At 36.1% G+C, this 18,744-nt stretch carries 15 protein-coding genes and 2 pseudogenes; 2 read left to right on the top strand and 15 right to left on the bottom strand.

The window, feature by feature from the left end; genetic code table 11:
* Positions 1-112: pseudogene (locus CP368_RS06310) on the top strand (IS30 family transposase); the annotation flags it as partial.
* A 114-nt stretch (positions 113-226) separates the two neighbouring features.
* Here CP368_RS06310 and CP368_RS06305 read toward each other — a convergent pair.
* The 10 genes from CP368_RS06305 to CP368_RS06260 all read right to left on the bottom strand — a co-directional run bounded on the left by CP368_RS06305 (position 227) and on the right by CP368_RS06260 (position 11,764).
* Positions 227-991 carry a hypothetical protein gene (locus CP368_RS06305; protein ID WP_098043800.1) on the bottom strand — a complete coding sequence of 255 codons (765 nt, stop codon included), beginning with the start codon at positions 989-991 and terminating at the stop codon, positions 227-229.
* A gap of 85 nt (positions 992-1,076) precedes the next feature.
* Positions 1,077-1,781, bottom strand: coding sequence for an aldo/keto reductase (locus CP368_RS06300; RefSeq protein ID WP_087176466.1), 705 nt, complete (start codon positions 1,779-1,781; stop codon positions 1,077-1,079).
* Between the two features lie 12 nt (positions 1,782-1,793).
* Positions 1,794-2,201 carry an OsmC family protein gene (locus CP368_RS06295; protein WP_025005375.1) on the bottom strand — a complete coding sequence of 136 codons (408 nt, stop codon included), beginning with the start codon at positions 2,199-2,201 and terminating at the stop codon, positions 1,794-1,796.
* A gap of 18 nt (positions 2,202-2,219) precedes the next feature.
* Entirely contained in the window at positions 2,220-3,395 is a 1,176-nt protein-coding gene (locus CP368_RS06290; RefSeq protein WP_098045868.1) for an MFS transporter, read from the bottom strand.
* A 44-nt stretch (positions 3,396-3,439) separates the two neighbouring features.
* The gene (locus CP368_RS06285; RefSeq protein ID WP_098045867.1) at positions 3,440-4,714 is read right to left on the bottom strand and encodes a cell wall metabolism sensor histidine kinase WalK; all 1,275 of its coding nucleotides are present in this window, start codon (positions 4,712-4,714) and stop codon (positions 3,440-3,442) included.
* An 8-nt stretch (positions 4,715-4,722) separates the two neighbouring features.
* Positions 4,723-5,388: a response regulator transcription factor gene (locus tag CP368_RS06280; protein ID WP_025005372.1), complete on the bottom strand. Its 666-nt coding sequence runs from the start codon at positions 5,386-5,388 to the stop codon at positions 4,723-4,725.
* A gap of 7 nt (positions 5,389-5,395) precedes the next feature.
* The gene (locus CP368_RS06275; protein WP_191451408.1) at positions 5,396-6,007 is read right to left on the bottom strand and encodes a GTP pyrophosphokinase family protein; all 612 of its coding nucleotides are present in this window, start codon (positions 6,005-6,007) and stop codon (positions 5,396-5,398) included.
* Between the two features lie 155 nt (positions 6,008-6,162).
* A complete protein-coding gene (gene gtfA / locus CP368_RS06270; RefSeq protein ID WP_098045866.1) occupies positions 6,163-7,605 on the bottom strand; it encodes a sucrose phosphorylase in 1,443 nt (480 codons plus the stop codon).
* Between the two features lie 9 nt (positions 7,606-7,614).
* On the bottom strand, positions 7,615-9,816 hold the full coding sequence (locus CP368_RS06265) for an alpha-galactosidase (protein WP_098045865.1): 2,202 nt from the start codon (positions 9,814-9,816) through the stop codon (positions 7,615-7,617).
* A 10-nt stretch (positions 9,817-9,826) separates the two neighbouring features.
* Complete coding sequence (locus CP368_RS06260) at positions 9,827-11,764, bottom strand: PTS sugar transporter subunit IIA (protein ID WP_035434136.1); 1,938 nt, start codon at positions 11,762-11,764, stop codon at positions 9,827-9,829.
* A 222-nt stretch (positions 11,765-11,986) separates the two neighbouring features.
* Between CP368_RS06260 and CP368_RS06255 the strand changes: the two genes are divergently transcribed.
* Positions 11,987-12,820, top strand: a complete 834-nt coding sequence (locus tag CP368_RS06255; protein WP_056945528.1) for an AraC family transcriptional regulator — start codon at positions 11,987-11,989, stop codon at positions 12,818-12,820.
* A 51-nt stretch (positions 12,821-12,871) separates the two neighbouring features.
* On the opposite strand, the gene CP368_RS06250 is transcribed toward CP368_RS06255, so the two are convergent.
* From CP368_RS06250 to CP368_RS06230, 5 genes and pseudogenes are all read right to left on the bottom strand, one after another.
* Positions 12,872-14,209 carry an SLAP domain-containing protein gene (locus tag CP368_RS06250; protein ID WP_158227424.1) on the bottom strand — a complete coding sequence of 446 codons (1,338 nt, stop codon included), beginning with the start codon at positions 14,207-14,209 and terminating at the stop codon, positions 12,872-12,874.
* A 120-nt stretch (positions 14,210-14,329) separates the two neighbouring features.
* Positions 14,330-15,325 (bottom strand): aldose epimerase family protein, encoded by a 996-nt coding sequence (locus CP368_RS06245; RefSeq protein ID WP_098045863.1) that lies wholly within the window; start codon positions 15,323-15,325, stop codon positions 14,330-14,332.
* A gap of 118 nt (positions 15,326-15,443) precedes the next feature.
* Complete coding sequence (locus CP368_RS06240) at positions 15,444-16,907, bottom strand: UDP-glucose--hexose-1-phosphate uridylyltransferase (protein ID WP_098045862.1); 1,464 nt, start codon at positions 16,905-16,907, stop codon at positions 15,444-15,446.
* A 21-nt stretch (positions 16,908-16,928) separates the two neighbouring features.
* On the bottom strand, positions 16,929-18,095 hold the full coding sequence (locus CP368_RS06235) for a galactokinase (protein ID WP_098045861.1): 1,167 nt from the start codon (positions 18,093-18,095) through the stop codon (positions 16,929-16,931).
* Between the two features lie 252 nt (positions 18,096-18,347).
* Positions 18,348-18,704, bottom strand: a pseudogene (locus tag CP368_RS06230) (beta-galactosidase); the annotation flags it as partial.
* Positions 18,705-18,744 lie beyond the last annotated feature (40 nt).

Genomic DNA, 18,744 nt, shown 5'->3' with positions numbered 1-18,744 from the left:
AATCATTGACATTGAAACTTGGTGCAATTCATTGCCAAGAAAGATCTTGGCTTATCATACACCAGATGAAATCTTTGAAAGAGAATTAGATCGCATCTATCAAACAGCCTAAACAAAAGTGTTCAAGTTATTATTGCAATTTACGAAGAAAATATTTTTATTAATCAACACAAAAAAGCCGAGATTCATGAACGAATCTCGACTTTTTGTCATTTTGTGTTTAATTTTAGTTTTCTACGATTAAGCTCTTAAGATCATCTGATAACTTAACTGGTGCATATTTAGCACTAACTAACTTAACAGCACTTTGCTTTACATAGCGCTTTTTGCCAATGTAAACATATCTAGTTTTACCGTGCTTAACGATCATTGATGACTTAAACTTCTTGCCCTTCTTGATCTTCTTCTTAGAAGCTTTGAAGTAGATCTTCTTTGACTTCTTAGTCTTCTTGTAAGCGTAGTAAATCTTTGCGCCCTTCTTTGACTTAGGAGTTATAACGATGTACTTTAAATCTCTGTTATTAAAGGCATCTTGAATAGTCTTAACATCTGCAGTTCTTTGCTTTACAGCGTCATCAAAAGTTGGAACAGTACCACTTACTGTTACTTCTGTTTCTGGAACAAATAATTGAACATCCTTACCATTAACATTCATAGTTCCTTCAATGGCATATACTTTATTCTTCCCTGAAGTTGGAACTATGTAAGTAAGTTGAATTGCTTGACCTTTTGTATAACCAATAGTAACTGGTTTAAGTGTCTTACCATCATCACCGATAGTATACAAAGTAGGGTTAGTATTCTTAATAGTAGCAGTTACTGTTCTATATTTAACAGTCATCGTACCTTTTTTAGCTTGTGAATTGGTACTTGCAGTTTGAGTTGTATCAGCGGCATGTGCAGTTTGACTTAATACAGCACCGCTACCAGCTAAGCTAGTTGAAAGCATCACAGCTGCAGCTAATGAAGTAAATAATTTTTTAGTTTTCATATTAATCTCCTAACTTAAACTCTTATAGTTTCATTATAACATTCATTATTATTCATCAAAATACAAATCCAACTATATTTACATCTTAATTACTAGCAAATAATTGTCCGATTATTTCCATATCTTCTGCTTGAATTTTAATATCTGCTTTAGGTTGTTCCTTCATCGCATCTGCTTCAATCAATGGAATAATTCTCTTTTGGTTAAAGTAACTAATAACCAAGTCTATGACACTAACTTTATACTTAGTTGCGATTTCTGCTAAAGCATCAATATCTTCTCTAATCGAAATCTCAACTTGCATTTTATGCTCACGAGCTAGATTAATTAATACTGGATCTTCGTAGTTTAATTGCATTACTACTGGCTTAACTTTTTCTTTAAGCAATTCACCTAAAATATCAGTAGTTGCGTCGGCAACGCCTAAACACTTAACCCAGCCTTTACACTTTGCTTCTTCCAATTCATGCCAAATTTCCTGATTACGTTTTTGATCATCACTCAATTTTAATAAGCAAAGATCAGGACGGCTGCTAATTAAATTAGCCCTAACTGTAGCAAAATAATTGCGTAATTCCTCACGGGTCTTTACATCCTCTGAAATCACAGTTTCCAAAAAGAGCTGTGGTAACTTTTTTCGCATGTACATTTTTTGATCAGCAGTCTGTTCAATCAATCGAAATCCTGCTGCAACGGCTTCATTAAAAGTTTGATCATTATCAACCTGCACACCAACTTTAGGTATTAAGCTACCATCATTTAGTACAATTGCTTCATCAAAAATTGACATCAAAATTCATCCCTATCCCAGCTCAACATAAATCTTAATTGCTTCTTTAAGGGTTTGATATACCGTAGATACGTGCAAGCTATGGGCTAAAAATTCTTCTTTTTCAGCTCTAGTCATATCTGAATCAAAGAAAACCTTAATCTTCATTTCAGTAACCACAGATTTGCCATGGTCTAATTTTTCTGTTTTAGCTTGATTTTCAATACGAAGATTTTTAATACCAAGATGATGGATTTTATTAATCATCCCTGCCGATATTTCAATGCAAGAATTAACGCTGCCGCACAAATATTCAACTGGATTAGGTCCTGCATTGTACTTGTCATCACTTACATCACAAATAAAGCTATGGTCACGAGCATCACTCTTAATCTGCCATTCTGTATCTTCAAGTTTAGATTTTACTAAATAGTCACTCATAATATTTTCCTTTCTCTGTTAATGGTGATCAATTGCTCCATTAAGTCGCTTGCGCCAAATAAAGTAAACTACTAACATCAGAGGTACCAATACCAAATCAACCCAATAAAAATATTTAACCGGCAATACGCTGTCAACTACCCCACTAATCATCGGGCCAAAGGACATTGCAACGTCCAATCCCAGGTAAAAAGTAGAACTGGCTAAACCTTGCTCCTCAATGGGGGCAAGCAATAATGCCGTAGACTGCAAAACGGAATAAATAATACCATAGCCCAACGCCATTCCAGCAGCAGCTAAGGCCATTTGCCAGTTATTATTCATCACTGCCAATAAAAAGATATAAGCTGCAGTAGACACCAGACTAAGCCAGAACCACACACCAAAACGAACAGTATCAAAATACCGCTTTAAGCCTATTCTGATCACTAATAAGACTAACGCATAAATCAAAAAGTAACTACCAACAGCGACAGTTAAATGACGCTGTTCAACATAAGTCACAATATCAGCCTGCGTAATAAAATAGGGCATTCCAAACAACGTGGTTAAAATTGCGACTGGCAAAACGTTCATCTGTATAATCTTAAAGTGCTTTTTCTGCGTCTGTCCTTTTTTCTTAAGTGGCAAAGCATGATTGCCAACAAACTGAATCACCACAATCATCAAAAAGGCCGCAATCGCTGCAGCAATTAAACTTTCACGATAACCAATTTTTTGATAAATATTAATTGAAAGCGCTGGTGCTAATGCCATAGCTAGTGCATTCATTAAACCGTAAAAGCCCATCGCTTCACCTACGTGTTGACGCGGTACTAAAAATGCTAGCCAGGTTGTCATGCAAACAGTACACAGAACATAGCCCGTTCCGTTGATTAGTCTAAATAATAACAACAGTCCACTTGATGGAGTAAAAATATAGCCTAACACGCCAATCAAGATCAAAACACCGCCAATTAAAGACAAACGATACTTTGAAAATTTATCAGTTAAGTTACCTGCAACAGGGCGTAAAAACATGGCCGCTATACTCATAATCCCAACAATCACGCCGGCAAAGGCACTGCTGGCTCCTAATTTTTTAGCGTACCCATTAATCAGTGGGTTAACAAACATCGTGCTAAACATAAAGAAAAAAGATGCTGCCATTACTAAGACAACATCTTTGCTATAAATAGATTTTCTCTTAGTCAAATCAGTCCCTCGATTTCTATTTTTATTATACAACTATCAAGAAACTATTTGACTATTTTAAGACTAACGGTAAAAACAATGTCTTCGCCCTTGTAGCCAACTGAGATCTTGCCACGAAAAGCCTGTACTAACTCGCGTGCCATCGCGAGACCGATGCCAAAGCCGCCTTTTTTAGAATTATGCGATTCATCTTCTCGATAAAATCTTTCAAAAAAGTGAGTATAATTTTTGTTTTTGCCTTCTTTATAAGTATTGCTGATACGCAAAACAGCATTCTTGCTCAAAGGACTCTTGGATAATTCCACTCTAATTCTGCCATGTGGATCACAATATTTTCTAGCATTATCAAGTAAAATATTAATGATTTCTGCCAATGAATGCTTTTCAGCAATTACATTTAATCCTTCACGAATAGAAACCTGATATGTCAGGTCATTCTTTTTCATGATCGATTTAAAATCTTGAGTTGATTGTTCAACAATTTTTGAGAAATTAACTTTACTTAAAGTTAATTCTCCCGTTTCACCCGCTCTAGCTAATGAAATTAATCGATTAACTAATTTAGATAGCTTATCAACCTGTTCTTTGGTACTTTGATTCCATTCCGAGTCATTACCTATCATTTCTTCCATTTCGGCATTAGCAGAAATCACCGCTAAAGGTGTCTTCAGCTCATGCCCCGCATTAGTAATAAATTCCTGCTGCTTGTGATATGTATCAATAATCGGCTTAATTGCTCTGCGAGAAACTAAGATTAGCACTAATGCGAATACAATTAATGCGCCAATTCCTAAAACCACTGCCACTCTGAACATCAACCAAAAACGATTATAAATTAAGGTCTCATTTAAAAAGACGATTAAAGTTTGACCAGCTGAATCTTTGGTAACTCTATAAGCATACTGATTTTGTCCCGCCTTAATATTTCCTTGCTTATTATGTTCAGCCAATGTTCTGCGAGTAATATCAGCAATTTCAGTATTTTTAATCTTATAAACGTTATTGTTATTAATAACCTTAACTTGATGGCTAGCATCAACTGTTACGGCAAAATAGCGATATTGATAAACAGCTTCAGGATTATATTTTCCCGCTAAAAAATTCCGATTAATTAAGTCATCCTGATTGCCAAAAGCCGGCTGTGCATTATGCGGTGAAAGATGACCCTCATTTTTTACTAAAGCGGTCAAAACTCGATTAATTTCATTTTGATTTTGAATACGAGTAATTCCTACCAAACTACCTAGTGTAATTAACAAAACTATCAATAAAGCAGCGACAGAAGCACCAATAAATTTCCAGCGAAATTTTTGAATCATCTTATCACCTACTTAACTAAGCTATAATTACCATCTTTTATTCCGTTAATCTTCACAGAACTTTGAATTGATTGCAATTTTTGTCTTAAATAGGAGACATATATCCAAACTATGTCGCTGTTTGCATCTTTGTCATTGCGCCATACATGGCTAAGTAATTCTTCAGTCGATAATTCTTTTCCTTCATTCAAAATAAAGTAATCCATCAACTGCGTTTCTTGTCCATTTAACCGAATGGAATTATGACTCACTAATTCTTGTTCAGACACATTCAGAGTAACATCACCAACGCTCACTTCATTAGGAGTAAAGTCATCCTCTCTTCTCTCCTTTGAACGCAGTCTAGCCAGCAATTCTTTTAATGAGAATGGTTTAGTTATATAATCGTCTGCCCCACTATCAAGGCCAGTTACTCGATCATCAATTTCTGACTTTGCGGTAAGCATTAAAATATATGACTTATCACCACTTTTTCTAATTTTTTTTAAAGCGGTAATTCCATCCATTACCGGCATCATAATGTCCAAGATAATGACATCATATGAATTTTCCTTAGTGTGTTCAACGGCTTTTAAGCCATTATCGACAGGATCAACTTCATAACCTGCCTTTTGCATGGCAACAGTTAATACTCTGAGTAGTTGTGGTTCATCTTCTGCGACTAAAATCTTCATTAAATAATCAATCCCCTTCTCTAATCAATTGTCTGATGGTTTGCATACTAATGTCACAAGATGCCAATTCATCAGCAACTCTTTTCAGTTCTTTACCAATCATTTCTGGATTCTTGATTTGATGTTTATACTTCATTTCATGCTCTAAGCTTGCCCAAGTATCCATGGCAATTGTTCTTAATTGTACTTCGACAAAATAATGTCCTGGAATATTACCATCGACATCTTGCTCGGGAACCATTACATCTAAAATCATATGATAGGAACGATAACCATTAGGTTTAGCATTAGTAATATAATCTTTTTCTTTCACTACACTAACGTTGTCCCATTTTTTAATAGCTGCAATGCAAGTGTAGATATCATCGACAAAATTGCAGACGATACGTAAACCAACGCTATCTCGATTTTCCCTTAAGGCAGAATTGGGCGTAAGTGGTAATCCCTTCCGTTGGCATTTATCTTCCATGCTCTTTTCGCTTTTAACTCGACCACACAAGTGTTCATAAAGTCTTTCGTGATACTTTTTTTCATAATTTTGATTTAAAGTAGTAAATTGCTCCGTCATTTGTTTAAGCAATTTATCTAAAACAGGGGTATATTCTCCGTAAATATTCAACATTTATCCCTTCTTCCTATATTCATCATAACAATGAAATTTGACTTTTCTTTGAAGGAACAATTATTAAGGAATTAAGATTACAAATGAAAAAGCATACATCGAATAATTATCGACATATGCTTTTTAAATTGAGAGAGAGTAAGAGAAAGGGGTTAGAATTTTATCTGTTCACCATTCACTAGCACTTGATAAGTTAAATCTTTCAAGTTTGCAACTAGTTCAGCTTTTCTAGTTTGTTCTTTATTCATACGGACGATTCGAATTTCATTTTCATTAGGAGTAGAAATATCAATTGAACCATTCAAGTCAAATGCAGCTTCTGTATTTCTAAAAGTGAAGAGCTTGAGTAATGATGCAACAACCGGACGTTGAATTTCTTTTTCAATCTCTGCTTTGCTGTAATAATGACGGTTGATATTTCTGCCTTCTTTCGTTTCTTCCAGCAGTTTAATATCATTTTTACCAGCTAGCATTCCAACATAATAAACTTGTGGAATGCCTGGTGCAAAGACTTGCAAGAGTCGTGCCATGAAGTACTTTTGATCATCATCACCAAGAGCTGAATAAAACGTAGTATTGATTTGATAAATGTCTAAGTTATGATATTCAGCACTAGAATACTTCTTCTTAACGTTGGCACCAACTTTATATAGCTCTTGACTGGTATAGTCGATCTCCTCAGGAGAAAGGATATCACGCGCATCAACCACACCAATGCCGTCATGGGTATCCAAAGTTGTAAATTGCTTCATCGGGCATTTCTTAAGCCAGGCAGCAAGACGATTGCTCTTGCCAGAATACAGTGAATACAAAGTTACCATTGGCAAGGCAAAATCATAGATAAAGTAGCCATGCTTAGCAATCTTGAATGGCATTGAATAATGCTCATGAATTTCCGGTAAAATGGTTGCACCCTCGTCTGCAATATCGTCTTGAACTTGCTTCAATAAGTCCCAGATTTCTGGTTCAACGAAGAAATCATTGGTATCAAGTTTCTTAACTGCATAAGCAAAGGCATCTAAGCGAATAATATCTGCCCCATGTTTAATTAGGCTAATCAAAGTATCTTTGATAAACTTTTGAGTTACTTTTTGACGAACATCCAAATCAATTTGTTCAGGTCCAAAAGTGTTCCATAACTTCTCTTTGGTACCATCGGCAAAGGTTATTTCCTGATAAGGCGCACGGTCCTTACGCTTATAAATTAAATCAACATCAGCTTGAGTAGGACGGCCTTCAGGCCAGAACTTGTCCCAGCTAAGAAACAGCTTGGCATATGGACTTTTGTCTTTGTGCTCTTGAAAATCCTGATAATATTTAGATTGTCTAGAAATATGGTTAATCATGAAGTCAAACATCAAGTAATATTTTTCACCTAATGCTTCAACCTGAGCCCAATCACCCAACTTAGGATCTACTGTAGTGTAATCAGTTGGCGCAAAACCGCGGTCACCAGTTGAGGGAAAGAATGGCAACAAGTGAATGCCACCAACTGCACCTTTTAAGTCATTTTCTAAAACTTCGTTTAATTCTGTTAAATTTTTACCCAAGCTATCTGGATAAGTAATTAGCATGACCTTATTTGTAATTGCCATAATTTACTCCTATTTTATTGCTTTGAAGTAGTACATATAAGCCTTAAAGTCACCATGTTCAACTGGATCATAGATACCCATATTCATCAATTCGTCGCCGCCATAAACTTGGTGCGTTCTTTGATCTTCATATTGTTTATTTAGATCAAGGCCAACTAATTTAGTCTTAGTTAAATATGGCTGAGCTGAAGCCATTACTTTGACTACGCTCAAAACCGCCTCATTTTGATCATCTGAAACAGTTTCCCAAGCACATTGATTGCTGGTTTGAGCGGATTTCAAGCGGTAGAACTTACCAAATTGAGTAACTTTTCTAATCTTCTTGTATTCCGCCACCTGCTTTGCGACAGCTTCACGATCTTCCTCATTCATCTTAGTTAAATCAAGTTCATAACCAAGATCACCCCACATGGCAACAACGCCACGGGTATTAAATGGAGTAATTCTGCCATTTTGTTCATTAGGACTAACTGAAACGTGAGAAGTCATCATTGATTGCGGGTAAACCAAACTTGTACCATATTGAATGGTTAAACGATCAATCGCATCGCTATCATCACTAGCCCAGATTTGTGGGTCATAGTAAGCCATACCGGCATCAAATCTACCGCCACCGCCTGAGCAGCCTTCAATTAACAGATCTGGATGAGCATCAACTATTCTTTCAAGTAAATCATAAAGACCTAATACATAACGGTGGTAAACTTCACCTTGACGATTAGCTGGTAAATCAGCTTCATAGATATCTGATAAGTGACGATTCATGTCCCACTTAATATAGTCAATCTTGCCTGATCCCAAGATCTTTTCCATTTGGTTATAAATATTGTCGCGTACTTCCTTGCGTCCCAAGTCAAGCAAGTATTGATTTCTGGATGGACTTGGTTTTCTGCCAGGAACATGCATCAAATAATCTGGATGTTCTTTGTAAAGATCAGAATCATATGAAATCATTTCAGGTTCAAACCATAGACCAAATTTCATCCCTTGATCGTGAACATAATCTGCAAAATGTCCTAAACCATTTGGAAACTTCTTTTTATAAACTTTCCAATCACCTAATGAAGTATTATCGTCATCACGATGACCAAACCAGCCATCATCTAAAACGAACATCTCAATGCCAAGCTTCTTAGCATCATCTACAATAGTCTTTAACTTATCTTCATTAAAATCAAAGTAGGTTGCTTCCCAGTTATTAACTAAGATTGGACGTACTTCATTCTTGTATTTACTACGAATAATTCGATCATGAATCAAGCTATGGAATGCTTGACTCATCTTGTTTAAACCTTGATCTGAGTAAACCATCAAGACTTCTGGAGTTTGGAATTCATCCCCAGCAGGTAGTTGCCAGTTAAAGTTGAAATCATTAATACCAACATTAACATGAGTCTGAGCAAATTGATCTTTTTCAACTTCAAACTTATGATTACCAGAGTAAACAAAGGCAAAACCATAAGCATCCCCATTAAATTCATTGGTATCTGGATCAACTAAAGCCAAGAATGGATTCATTTGGTGACTGGAAGTACCGCGGTGACTAGAAAAGACGTGAATACCTTGGTTAATGTGTTCGCGATCCACTCTTCTTTCATGGGCGTGAGCACCCGGTAAAGTAATTGAATCAAAGTTGCGATCGACAAAATCAAGCTGCATTGAAGCAACTTTTTCAATATTGACTGTTTCATCGCCTGAATTTTTAACCTTTACTGATCTTACAATTACAGGACGATCACGGTAGATGGTGTACAATAAGTCAAAATCAAGCTTAGTCTTTTGATCCTCAAGAGTAATGATCAAAGTTTGAGCTTCATTATTATCCTTTACCCATGAATGAGGCAATCCTTTCAAGTCCGGCTTACCATCCACAATTTGGTAATCCTTGTAAGTTAAAAACAAAGCATTAGAACCATCTTTTTGGCGGACAACCGCAGCTGGCGTATGATAATCCATTTCGCCTGCTGTACTATATTCCTTAGGTAAAGAATCGCGAGAAAAAGTTCTATCTAATGAGCCAGGTAAGTTACCGGAAAAACCACGATCGACTCTTGGGTAACGCAATTCATTATGATAATTATTTACTTTTTTACCGAAGTATAAATGACAAAGCGTATCGCCATCTTCTACTGAAAGAAGATATGAAATTTGCTCATTATGAAGATGAAAGACTTTATTCTTTTCGTCGAAAGTAATTAATTCTTCTGCCATAATTTTTCTCCTATTTAGCTTCAACTTTTTCTTTAGCTGCCAAAGTCATGACTTCATCTTCTGCCTTGACCTCAGTACCTGCCTTAGCTGTTAATTTAATATTTTCAAATTCATTTGAGTTAGTAACTACTACAATTACAGTATCATCAAGTCCAGCCTTCTTAATAGTTGGATCCCAGAATTCGATTAATTCTTGGCCCTTCTTAACTTTTTGACCTTCTTCAACATATGAGACAAAGCCAGTACCCTTTAATTTAACGGTGCCAAGACCAATGTGAATTAATAATACTAATCCATTATCACCAACAAGACCAACTGCGTGTCTAGTAGTAAAGACCTGACGAACAGTTGCGTCAAATGGTGCTAATACTCGACCATCTTCTGGCTTAATTGCAAAGCCTTGGCCAACAGAGCCACTTGAGAATGTTTGATCGTTAACTTCTGATAAATTCATTAACTTACCAGCAATTGGAGTAGCTAATTCAATTTGACCAGTAGCTGACTTAGCAGCATCTTGATCGCCAGCATACTTCTTACCCCAAGTTTTTTCAAGTTCAGCAACAATTTCTGCGTGCTTTTGTTCACTTAAGATGACCTTAGTAGCAAAGATAATAATCGCAATAACAAGCATTACGGCTGGTACAGCAAACATCATCAACTTAAAGTTCATCTTACCAGCAGCGGTAATTGATGCGGCTGTTGCACCTGTAGTCATACCTGCCATGATGGCAATTTGACCAACAACACCGTTAGAAACGGCACCACCGAATTTATCGATCAATGGACGAACTGACAAAGCAAGTGATTCGTCACGGTGACCAAGTTTTAATTGACCATATTCAACAGAGTCGGTAATAATCATTAAAACGATCAAGAAAACCATTTGTTGTGGGAAACCGAATAATGATGCAGCAAGTAAAACTAATGGAAGATTGCTACCTGCAAAAGCAAAGATTCCCATTGCACAAAGCATTACAACTAAGCAACTTGTGAAAAGTGCTTTACGACTCATTCTCTTAGACAAGATCGGGAACAATGATGTTGCAATAATACCTAATAAAATGTTAATGGTTGAAAAGATTGAGAATGCCTTTGGCATACCCATAATGTAAGTGAAGTAGTAGACTTCAAGAGAGTTGGTAATGTTAATACCAATACCGTAGAATAAGTAAGCTAAAGCTACCCACATTAATTGGTCGTTACCAGATAATGCTTTAAAGATACCAACGATACCTTTAGTATCTTTTTTATTCTTACGAATATCACTGTTTACTTCACGAGTGAATAAACCAACACACCAAGCAGAAACAAATGCGATACCACAAATGATTGCTGCAAAAATAAACCAACCTCTGTCATCACCAGTTGAAGTAGCTTTGGCTGAGAAGAAGATTACAGCTGGCATAACTAGGATACCAACTAAACCACCACCGACAGTTGAACCAACACGAGCATAAGTAGCTGTCTTTTCACGTTCACGTGAATCAGTAGTTAATGATGGAAGCATTGACCAAAAGCCGACATCCTTAAATGAATAGAAGATATCCATGGTGATATACAAAACACCAAAGACAATCATGTATAAGATAGCATTCTTTTGATACAAACCACCTAGGTTAGTAAATAACATTAAAAGAATGACTGCAGAGATTGAACCACCAACTACAACCCATGGACGGAAGTGACCCCAACGAGTTTTAGTACGGTCAATCGCATTACCGATAAATGGGTCAATGAATAATTCTACAATTCTTAAACCCATGATAATCAATGTCACGATACTGATCATTTTGGCATCTTCTGCCGCATTACCAGTATTAAACAAGTGTGACGTAATAAACATAATTAAATATCCTGATAACAATCCATAGAATGAATCATTACCAAAGGCACCAAAACTATAAGCTAGTCGTGCGCCTATTGACATTTTTCCTTGATCTTTTTTCATCAGATCTTTCCCCCTCTATAGCGTTCATGTATTCGCTTTCATTATAGTTATTATTATCTGTCAGAGAAGAATTTTTAACCATAGCACTGTCATCACGATTTATGTCATTATTTTTAATGAACATAAAAACATGTTTAATTCACCAATCAGTGATATCATTGTATTATATAGCAAATCTAAAGACATAAAGACATGTATAAATAGTAAAATTGAGGAATTTTTATGGATGGATCATACAGAGCATTAAGCAATAAAAGCTTAGAAAGCAATATTTTATTCTGGGGACAAGAAAATTGTGCGCCTAATTATACTTTTAAAGGCAATAATGTACGTGATAACTATGTTATTCACTACATTCAACGAGGCAAGGGAACTTTTGCTTCGGCAAATCACTCCATGGTTACCTTGCAAGCTGGGGATGTGTTTATTCTTCCTAAAGGCGTACCCTGCTTTTATCAAGCAGATAGTAAAGAGCCTTGGAGTTATTTTTGGTTAGGATTATCCGGTATTAAAATTAGAGCGATGCTTTCAGACTCAATTTTATCTACGCAAAATTATTTAAGGCAGGTTCAGGACAGCAAATTTTGTCAGAGCCTGCAGAATTTATTTGAGGCCGCACATTCACCTAGCTCTCTTACTAATGACATACTGATCGAAGCTTTGCTTTATTACACTTTTTACAATTTGAATATTGAATATCCTACCAAGAGAAGAAAGAATTCAGCCACTAAGGACGAGCAATTGCGTGCTGCTATTACTTATTTAAGACAAAACTTCGAAGATTCATCTCTGTCAATCATTGATCTTTGCAACAAGATGGATCTTTCTCGCAGTTATCTTTATACTCTTTTTAAAAACAATCTAGGGCTTTCTCCACAACAATTTTTGATCAATTTACGGATGGAACAAGCTAAAGAATATCTAGCTAATACTGATAATACGATTCAGGAGATTTCAAGAATTATTGGTTATAATGATGAATTTACCTTTTCAAAGGCATTCAAGAAGTATTCTGGCTTCAGTCCAAAAATCTATCGCCAAAGTTTGACGAAATAAAAAGATTGGAAATCATTTGGTTTCCAATCTTTTTTACTTATTGATTCTCCATTATTTATCTTTCTCAGCTTCAGCAGGCGTGTTAACTGGCGTTAATTTTGGACCAGCAACATATTCAAAGTCTTCAACTTTCAAATAGAAGTCGTTAATTCTAGGGTCCGATCCAATGCCTTTCCTCTCTTTATTAACAAAGAATTGCATGAAATCATCATTCTTTATCCGATAGAACAACTCTACTTTCTTGCTACTTGGAACGTAAATATATTTTAGTTCTTTAACAATTATTGGATAATATCCAGCTTGATTGTAATTAGTAGCTTTTAAGAACTTGTCGTCATACTCTTGTTCACCATGACTATTGTAAATCGCAGCCTTGGTAATTTCCGGCTTTGCCTGAATAGTTGTATTCTTTTGGTTAAAAACATTAACCGGCTCAATATGACGTTTGACATCAACTTCGGAGACACGTCCCCAAACCCAATCATCTTTAGTTCCTTTAACATGGTAGAAAACTGAATCTCCAACTCCTGTTTTGAACCAGAAGTCATCAGGATAGCCGCGGAAAGTTGAAATATACTTATCAACTACTAGTTTCTTACCTTTTTTATAGTAACGTCCACTTTCACGATTAGAATTTCTATTGACGATTTGCTGACTGCTCTTCAAAACAACGGTAGTCTCTTTCTCATCGACGTAAATCGGCTTACCATCAAGATAGCGCACATTATTTGCCTTGATATAGCGATTCTTGCCAATGCGGTAGTATTGTTTACCATGAATTGTCTTATACTTTAACCAAAAACGATGCCGCTTTTGCCAAGAAACAAATTTAATACCAGAGGAAGACAAGTACTCAGAATAAAACTTTTTAGGTGAATTAATTTCTTCAAATTCACCAGGTACTTCTAAAGTAGTATTCTTTTTAATTGTTTTAGCCTTTTTACGTTGGCCTTTGTAATTGTATACATATGAATTATGATCGATAGTCAAATTGGCTGGGCCATTTGGCAAGCCAACATTTTTAGCATTAATATAATAACCATTGCCAATGCTGTAATACATCTTAATATCGCCGTTACTAGTCTGAGACGAAGTACCAATATATGTTTTCAAAGGAGTTGGCTTACCATAATATTTAAGAACTGTTCCCTTCGGAATCAAAGTGACCTGGCCATTTTGTTTTAAAGCCACTTTCTCTCCATTTGCATCCCGCAACTCATCTAGATGAACCTGTTTACCATCTTTGCGATAAGCATAAGAAGCAATTTCCAGAGTAAACGTATTATTTTGCGTTTCTTGTGCTGCTTGAACAACTGGAGTCTGCTTTACTAAAAACGGAGTACTGACTCCCAAGAGTGCAGATATAATAATCACTTTTCCTAAACGCATATAGTTACCTCGTTTCATAAACTATAGCTGAATTGTACTATCTTAAGAAAATTATTACTTGTATTAAACATTGAGACAAGCAAAAAAGGATTGGAAACCACAATTTCCAATCCTATATTTTTACTCAAACTTCCAACTTACATTGCGCTTAAATTCTTCACCTGGTAACAAAGTAATGCGCCCCAAATCATTGCCTTCAGCCGGTGGAATTTGTGCTTCAAAAGTAATTCCCGCATATTGGCCGAAATCAGAGGTATATTTTCCAGTATGATCAAAACCATTTCCAGTATAAATAATCAATGATGGTGCATCAGTATTCACGGTCACCTTACGTTCATTTGAACTTAAAACAGCGCCAGGCCGATTGCCATTTAAAATAAATGGATGATCCATGCCTCCTCTGTCTTTGATTTGAGGATCGTCAGCTTCCAAAGCATCCCCTACACGCTTAGTCTTTCTAAAATCAAAAGCAGTGCCAGCAACTTCTTCCATTCCACGATCAGACATTCCAGAGTGATCAACTGGCAAATAATAATCAGCATTCATTTTTAGCTTAAGATTTTTGATATTATCTTTTTCACCCAAGGTAAAGTAAACATGATTTACCGGATTAAAAATAGTTAATTGGTCACTCACCGCATTAATTGAATAATGCAAAGTATCATCATTGTCCAATTCATATTTGACATGAATCTTTAAATTGCCTGGATAATCATTATGACCATCTGGATCAAATAACGTTAAATCTACTCGTGCACTGTTTTCATCACAAGAAGGTTCAAAATCCCATACTTCAGTATCTGTACCAATTCCGCCATGAATGTGATTCTCACCTTCGTTGATTGGCAATTGATGAATTTCAAGACCATGTCTCCATTGACCTTTTCTGACTCTACCGGCAATTCGGCCAACTGTACCACCTAAATAATTTCTTTCTTGAGAATAATCAGCTGGTGAATTTAATGACAAAATCATATTCTTGTCGTTAAGCAAAACTTTTTCTAGCGTTGCACCATAGTTAAGTACCTTAACAACCATGCCGTTGTCATTTTTTAAACTAATTTCACAAAGATCTTTGCCATCTTTTCGACCATATTTATTAAAACTTGTTTTCATGTTCTCGCCTTTTCTTTTTTGTATTCGCTTTCATTAATATTATAAAGTATTTCTTATCAATAACATATGCGTTACCGGTAACAAAAAGCGAGACCCTCAAGATCTCGCTTCAATTACTTTACTTAATCTTTTTGGTTAAAGCTGTAATAAATTTATCCCAGCCTTCATCACCGTCTGCATCATTCTTAAACACGCCAGCATCTTGAAGAACTTGTTCAAATACTTCGACAAGTGATTGCTGCATTACTTGATCAACATTGTCCCAGCTAATTTCGTTTTCAGCCTTAACTTGATCAGCCCATTCTTTATGACTAGCAGCCATATTGTTATCTTCACCCAGCCAGTATTTCTTTACTTCTTCAAGTTCACTCTTAAGACGTCCTGGCAAAATAGCACGACCCATTACTTCAATTAAGCCGATGTTTTCCTTCTTAATGTGCCATAACTTTTCGTGTGGGTGGAAAATGCCCAAAGGATATTGATCACTAGTATTGTTATCACGCAAAACTAGATCGAGCACGAAGTTCTTGCCTTCACGGTGCATGATTGGCGTTACCGTGTGGTGACGAGTCTTACCATCGTAAGCTTTAATGCTGCGTGCAGTGTCTGAATAGTTATCCCAGAATTTGATAATCTTTGCACCAAGGTCAATTAAGTCAAGTGAATTTTCACTAGTTAAACGCAAGTCGCTCATTGGCCAGTCAACGATCCCAGCCATTACAGTTGGGTATGAATCAAAGACAATGGTCTTCTTGATGCCTGCCTTCATCATTGGGAAGGTATGACGACCACCTTGATAGTGCTCATGTGCTAACATTGAGCCACCAACAATTGGTAAGTCAGCGTTAGAACCAACAAAGTAATGTGGCAACATCTTTTCAATTTCTACCAAATTAATTAAAGTTTGTTGATTGATCACCATTGGAATATGCTTTTGATCTAAGAAAATACAGTGTTCATTAAAGTAAGCATATGGTGAATATTGGACGCCCCATGGACGACCTGCGATATTCATACGAATGATTCTTAAATTAGAACGGGCATTTTTACCATAGCCACCTAAATAACCTTCATTTTCAAGGCAAAGTGCACATTGAGGATACTTCTTGCCTGTTGCATGTGCCGCTGCAGCAATAGCCTTAGGATCTTTTTCAGGTTTAGATAAATTAATCGTAATTTCTAAGCCATGACCTTTTGAGCTAGTGCCGGAGAAGACAACATTTTTGGCAATAGCCTCTTTTTTAACATAATTATTGTCTTCACATAATTTATAAAACCAATCTGTAGCCTTCTCTGAAGACTTTTGCATTTTTTGCCAGAAAATACTATTAGTCTTAGATGGTGTTGGTGTAGCTAAATCATAAAGTTGATCATTTAATACTTCACGTGAGGTGATATCGTCAGGAATTTTTTCATTTTTAACGGCCAAGTCAACTAATTGCTTGGCAGCTGGCTTATCGTTTTCTTCTTCATCATGATCACCAACTAATCCTCTAATTTTGTTAATAACATATACTCGATCTAATGGCTCGTAAGCACCGCTATTAATAACTTCATCCGCAAATTTTTCAATAACCTTCATAACTTTCCCTTCTCACACTAATTAAATTCTCTTAGTACCATCAACGATTTCTGCATCATAGAAGCTAGCATCATAACCGATTGTATCGCGGTAAATCTTACCAACATTCTTCTTAAAGTTCTCAGCCTCTGACTTCTTAACAATAGCAATTGCACTACCGCCAAAGCCACCGCCGATCATTCTGGCACCGAGCACTCCAGGTTGTTTCCATGAAGCTTCTGCCAAAGTATCGAGCTCTTTACCAGTTACTTCATAATCATAGTGAAGAGATTCGTGAGAAGCATTAATTAAACGACCAAGTTTTTCAAGATCGCCGTCTTTCATTGCTTGAGTTGCACGTAAAGTTCTTTGATTTTCACTAACTGCATGACGCGCACGTTTAATTTCTGTTTCATCATTGATGAGGTAAGAATATTCATCAAAAGCATCGTTATCAAGTTCACCTAATGCCTTAATATCAAGCTTTTGTTGCAACTTTTTAAGAGCACGACCACATTCAGCAACCCTATCATTATAAGCAGAATCAGCTAAAGTATGTGGTTTGTTAGTTGCCATGATAATAATTTCGTAATCGCCTAATGCAAGTGGCATGTATTCATACTTTAAGGTGTTGCAGTCTAAGAAAATTGCACTATCTTTTTTACCCATAATGCAGGCAAATTGATCCATAATTCCTGAATTTAAGCCGACAAATTCATTTTCAGTTCTTTGACCCATCTTGGCTAGGCTAACGCGATCAACGTCTAAGTTAAATTCATCTTTCAAGATGATTCCCATTAACATTTCAATGGCAGCACTTGATGAAAGACCTGAACCTGATGGCAAATTAGCTTCGATATATAAGTTAAAGCCATGATCAATGCCATTATATTTCTCACGTAAATAAGTGATCATACCCTTGAAATAGTTAGCCCAGAAACGGTCTTTATCTTTTTCAGCAGTTGTATCATCAATATCAAATTCAACGATCTCGCCATCTACGTTGCCTGAATAAAGACGCACTTTTTTGTCTTCTCTTGGACCATAGACTCCATAAACACCTAAACTGATTGCGGCCGGAAAGACGTGTCCACCGTTGTAGTCAGTGTGTTCTCCAATTACATTAATTCGACCTGGAGAGAAAAATACGTCCTTTGCCTTTTCGTTAAAAGTTTCTTCGTATTTCTTAAGTAGTTCTTCTTTATTCATAGTTTTTACCTCAAGTTTTATTCTGTAATCGTTTTCAAGTATTAGTATATACTCTTAGCTCTATTTAGTAAATAGTTTACTTAAATAAATAAAGTATTTATGTAAAATGAAAAAGAAGCCAAGTATTAAGCTCGACTTCTCAAATATATGGGAAAAATTTTTTAAAACGTTATTTAGTTAAAATCTGGACATCCCACCTTTCTATCTTTTTATTTGCCTTTTTGCCAGTTAAAATATCCTGGTATCCACTAAATTTTTGCTATTCGGACAAAAGTTATGTCGCTGCCCAAAAACGTGTCGTCTCCCCTGATAATCAACACGAGCAACATCCGGATATTTCTTAAACATCCAGGCTGGCATTGCAGCCGTCGAAGTTCCCATGACAATTTTAAAGTTAGCTTCAGATAACTCCTCAACAATCTTATCCAACTTTGAAAAATCAAATCTATCCTCTTTGGGCTCAAGCAGTGCCCATGAAAAAATATTAATCGTTGCCGAATTAATTTCCGCCTGCTTAAAAATATGAATATCCTTAGACCAAGTTTCTTTAGGCCATTGATCTGGATTATAGTCTCCACCGTATAAAAAATCAGTGGCGGATTGTAAAATCAAATTGAACACTTCGTTCAAATATTAAAAAAAGTCCATT

Origin of the sequence: Lactobacillus sp. UMNPBX17 (assembly GCF_002553735.1) — a bacterium.
Lineage (GTDB): Bacteria > Bacillota > Bacilli > Lactobacillales > Lactobacillaceae > Lactobacillus > Lactobacillus gallinarum.
This window is presented reverse-complemented; position numbering and strand designations above follow the sequence as displayed.

Excerpts from the sequence above, each read along its gene's own strand:
- CP368_RS06305 (WP_098043800.1), bottom strand. The coding sequence starts at position 991 with ATGAAAACTAAAAAATTATTTACTTCATTAGCTGCAGCTGTGATGCTT.
- CP368_RS06300 (WP_087176466.1), bottom strand. The coding sequence starts at position 1,781 with ATGTCAATTTTTGATGAAGCAATTGTACTAAATGATGGTAGCTTAATA.
- CP368_RS06295 (WP_025005375.1), bottom strand. The coding sequence starts at position 2,201 with ATGAGTGACTATTTAGTAAAATCTAAACTTGAAGATACAGAATGGCAG.
- CP368_RS06285 (WP_098045867.1), bottom strand. The coding sequence starts at position 4,714 with ATGATTCAAAAATTTCGCTGGAAATTTATTGGTGCTTCTGTCGCTGCT.
- CP368_RS06280 (WP_025005372.1), bottom strand. The coding sequence starts at position 5,388 with ATGAAGATTTTAGTCGCAGAAGATGAACCACAACTACTCAGAGTATTA.
- gtfA (WP_098045866.1), bottom strand. The coding sequence starts at position 7,605 with ATGGCAATTACAAATAAGGTCATGCTAATTACTTATCCAGATAGCTTG.
- CP368_RS06265 (WP_098045865.1), bottom strand. The coding sequence starts at position 9,816 with ATGGCAGAAGAATTAATTACTTTCGACGAAAAGAATAAAGTCTTTCAT.
- CP368_RS06260 (WP_035434136.1), bottom strand. The coding sequence starts at position 11,764 with ATGAAAAAAGATCAAGGAAAAATGTCAATAGGCGCACGACTAGCTTAT.
- CP368_RS06255 (WP_056945528.1), top strand. The coding sequence starts at position 11,987 with ATGGATGGATCATACAGAGCATTAAGCAATAAAAGCTTAGAAAGCAAT.
- CP368_RS06250 (WP_158227424.1), bottom strand. The coding sequence starts at position 14,209 with ATGCGTTTAGGAAAAGTGATTATTATATCTGCACTCTTGGGAGTCAGT.
- CP368_RS06245 (WP_098045863.1), bottom strand. The coding sequence starts at position 15,325 with ATGAAAACAAGTTTTAATAAATATGGTCGAAAAGATGGCAAAGATCTT.
- CP368_RS06240 (WP_098045862.1), bottom strand. The coding sequence starts at position 16,907 with ATGAAGGTTATTGAAAAATTTGCGGATGAAGTTATTAATAGCGGTGCT.
- CP368_RS06235 (WP_098045861.1), bottom strand. The coding sequence starts at position 18,095 with ATGAATAAAGAAGAACTACTTAAGAAATACGAAGAAACTTTTAACGAA.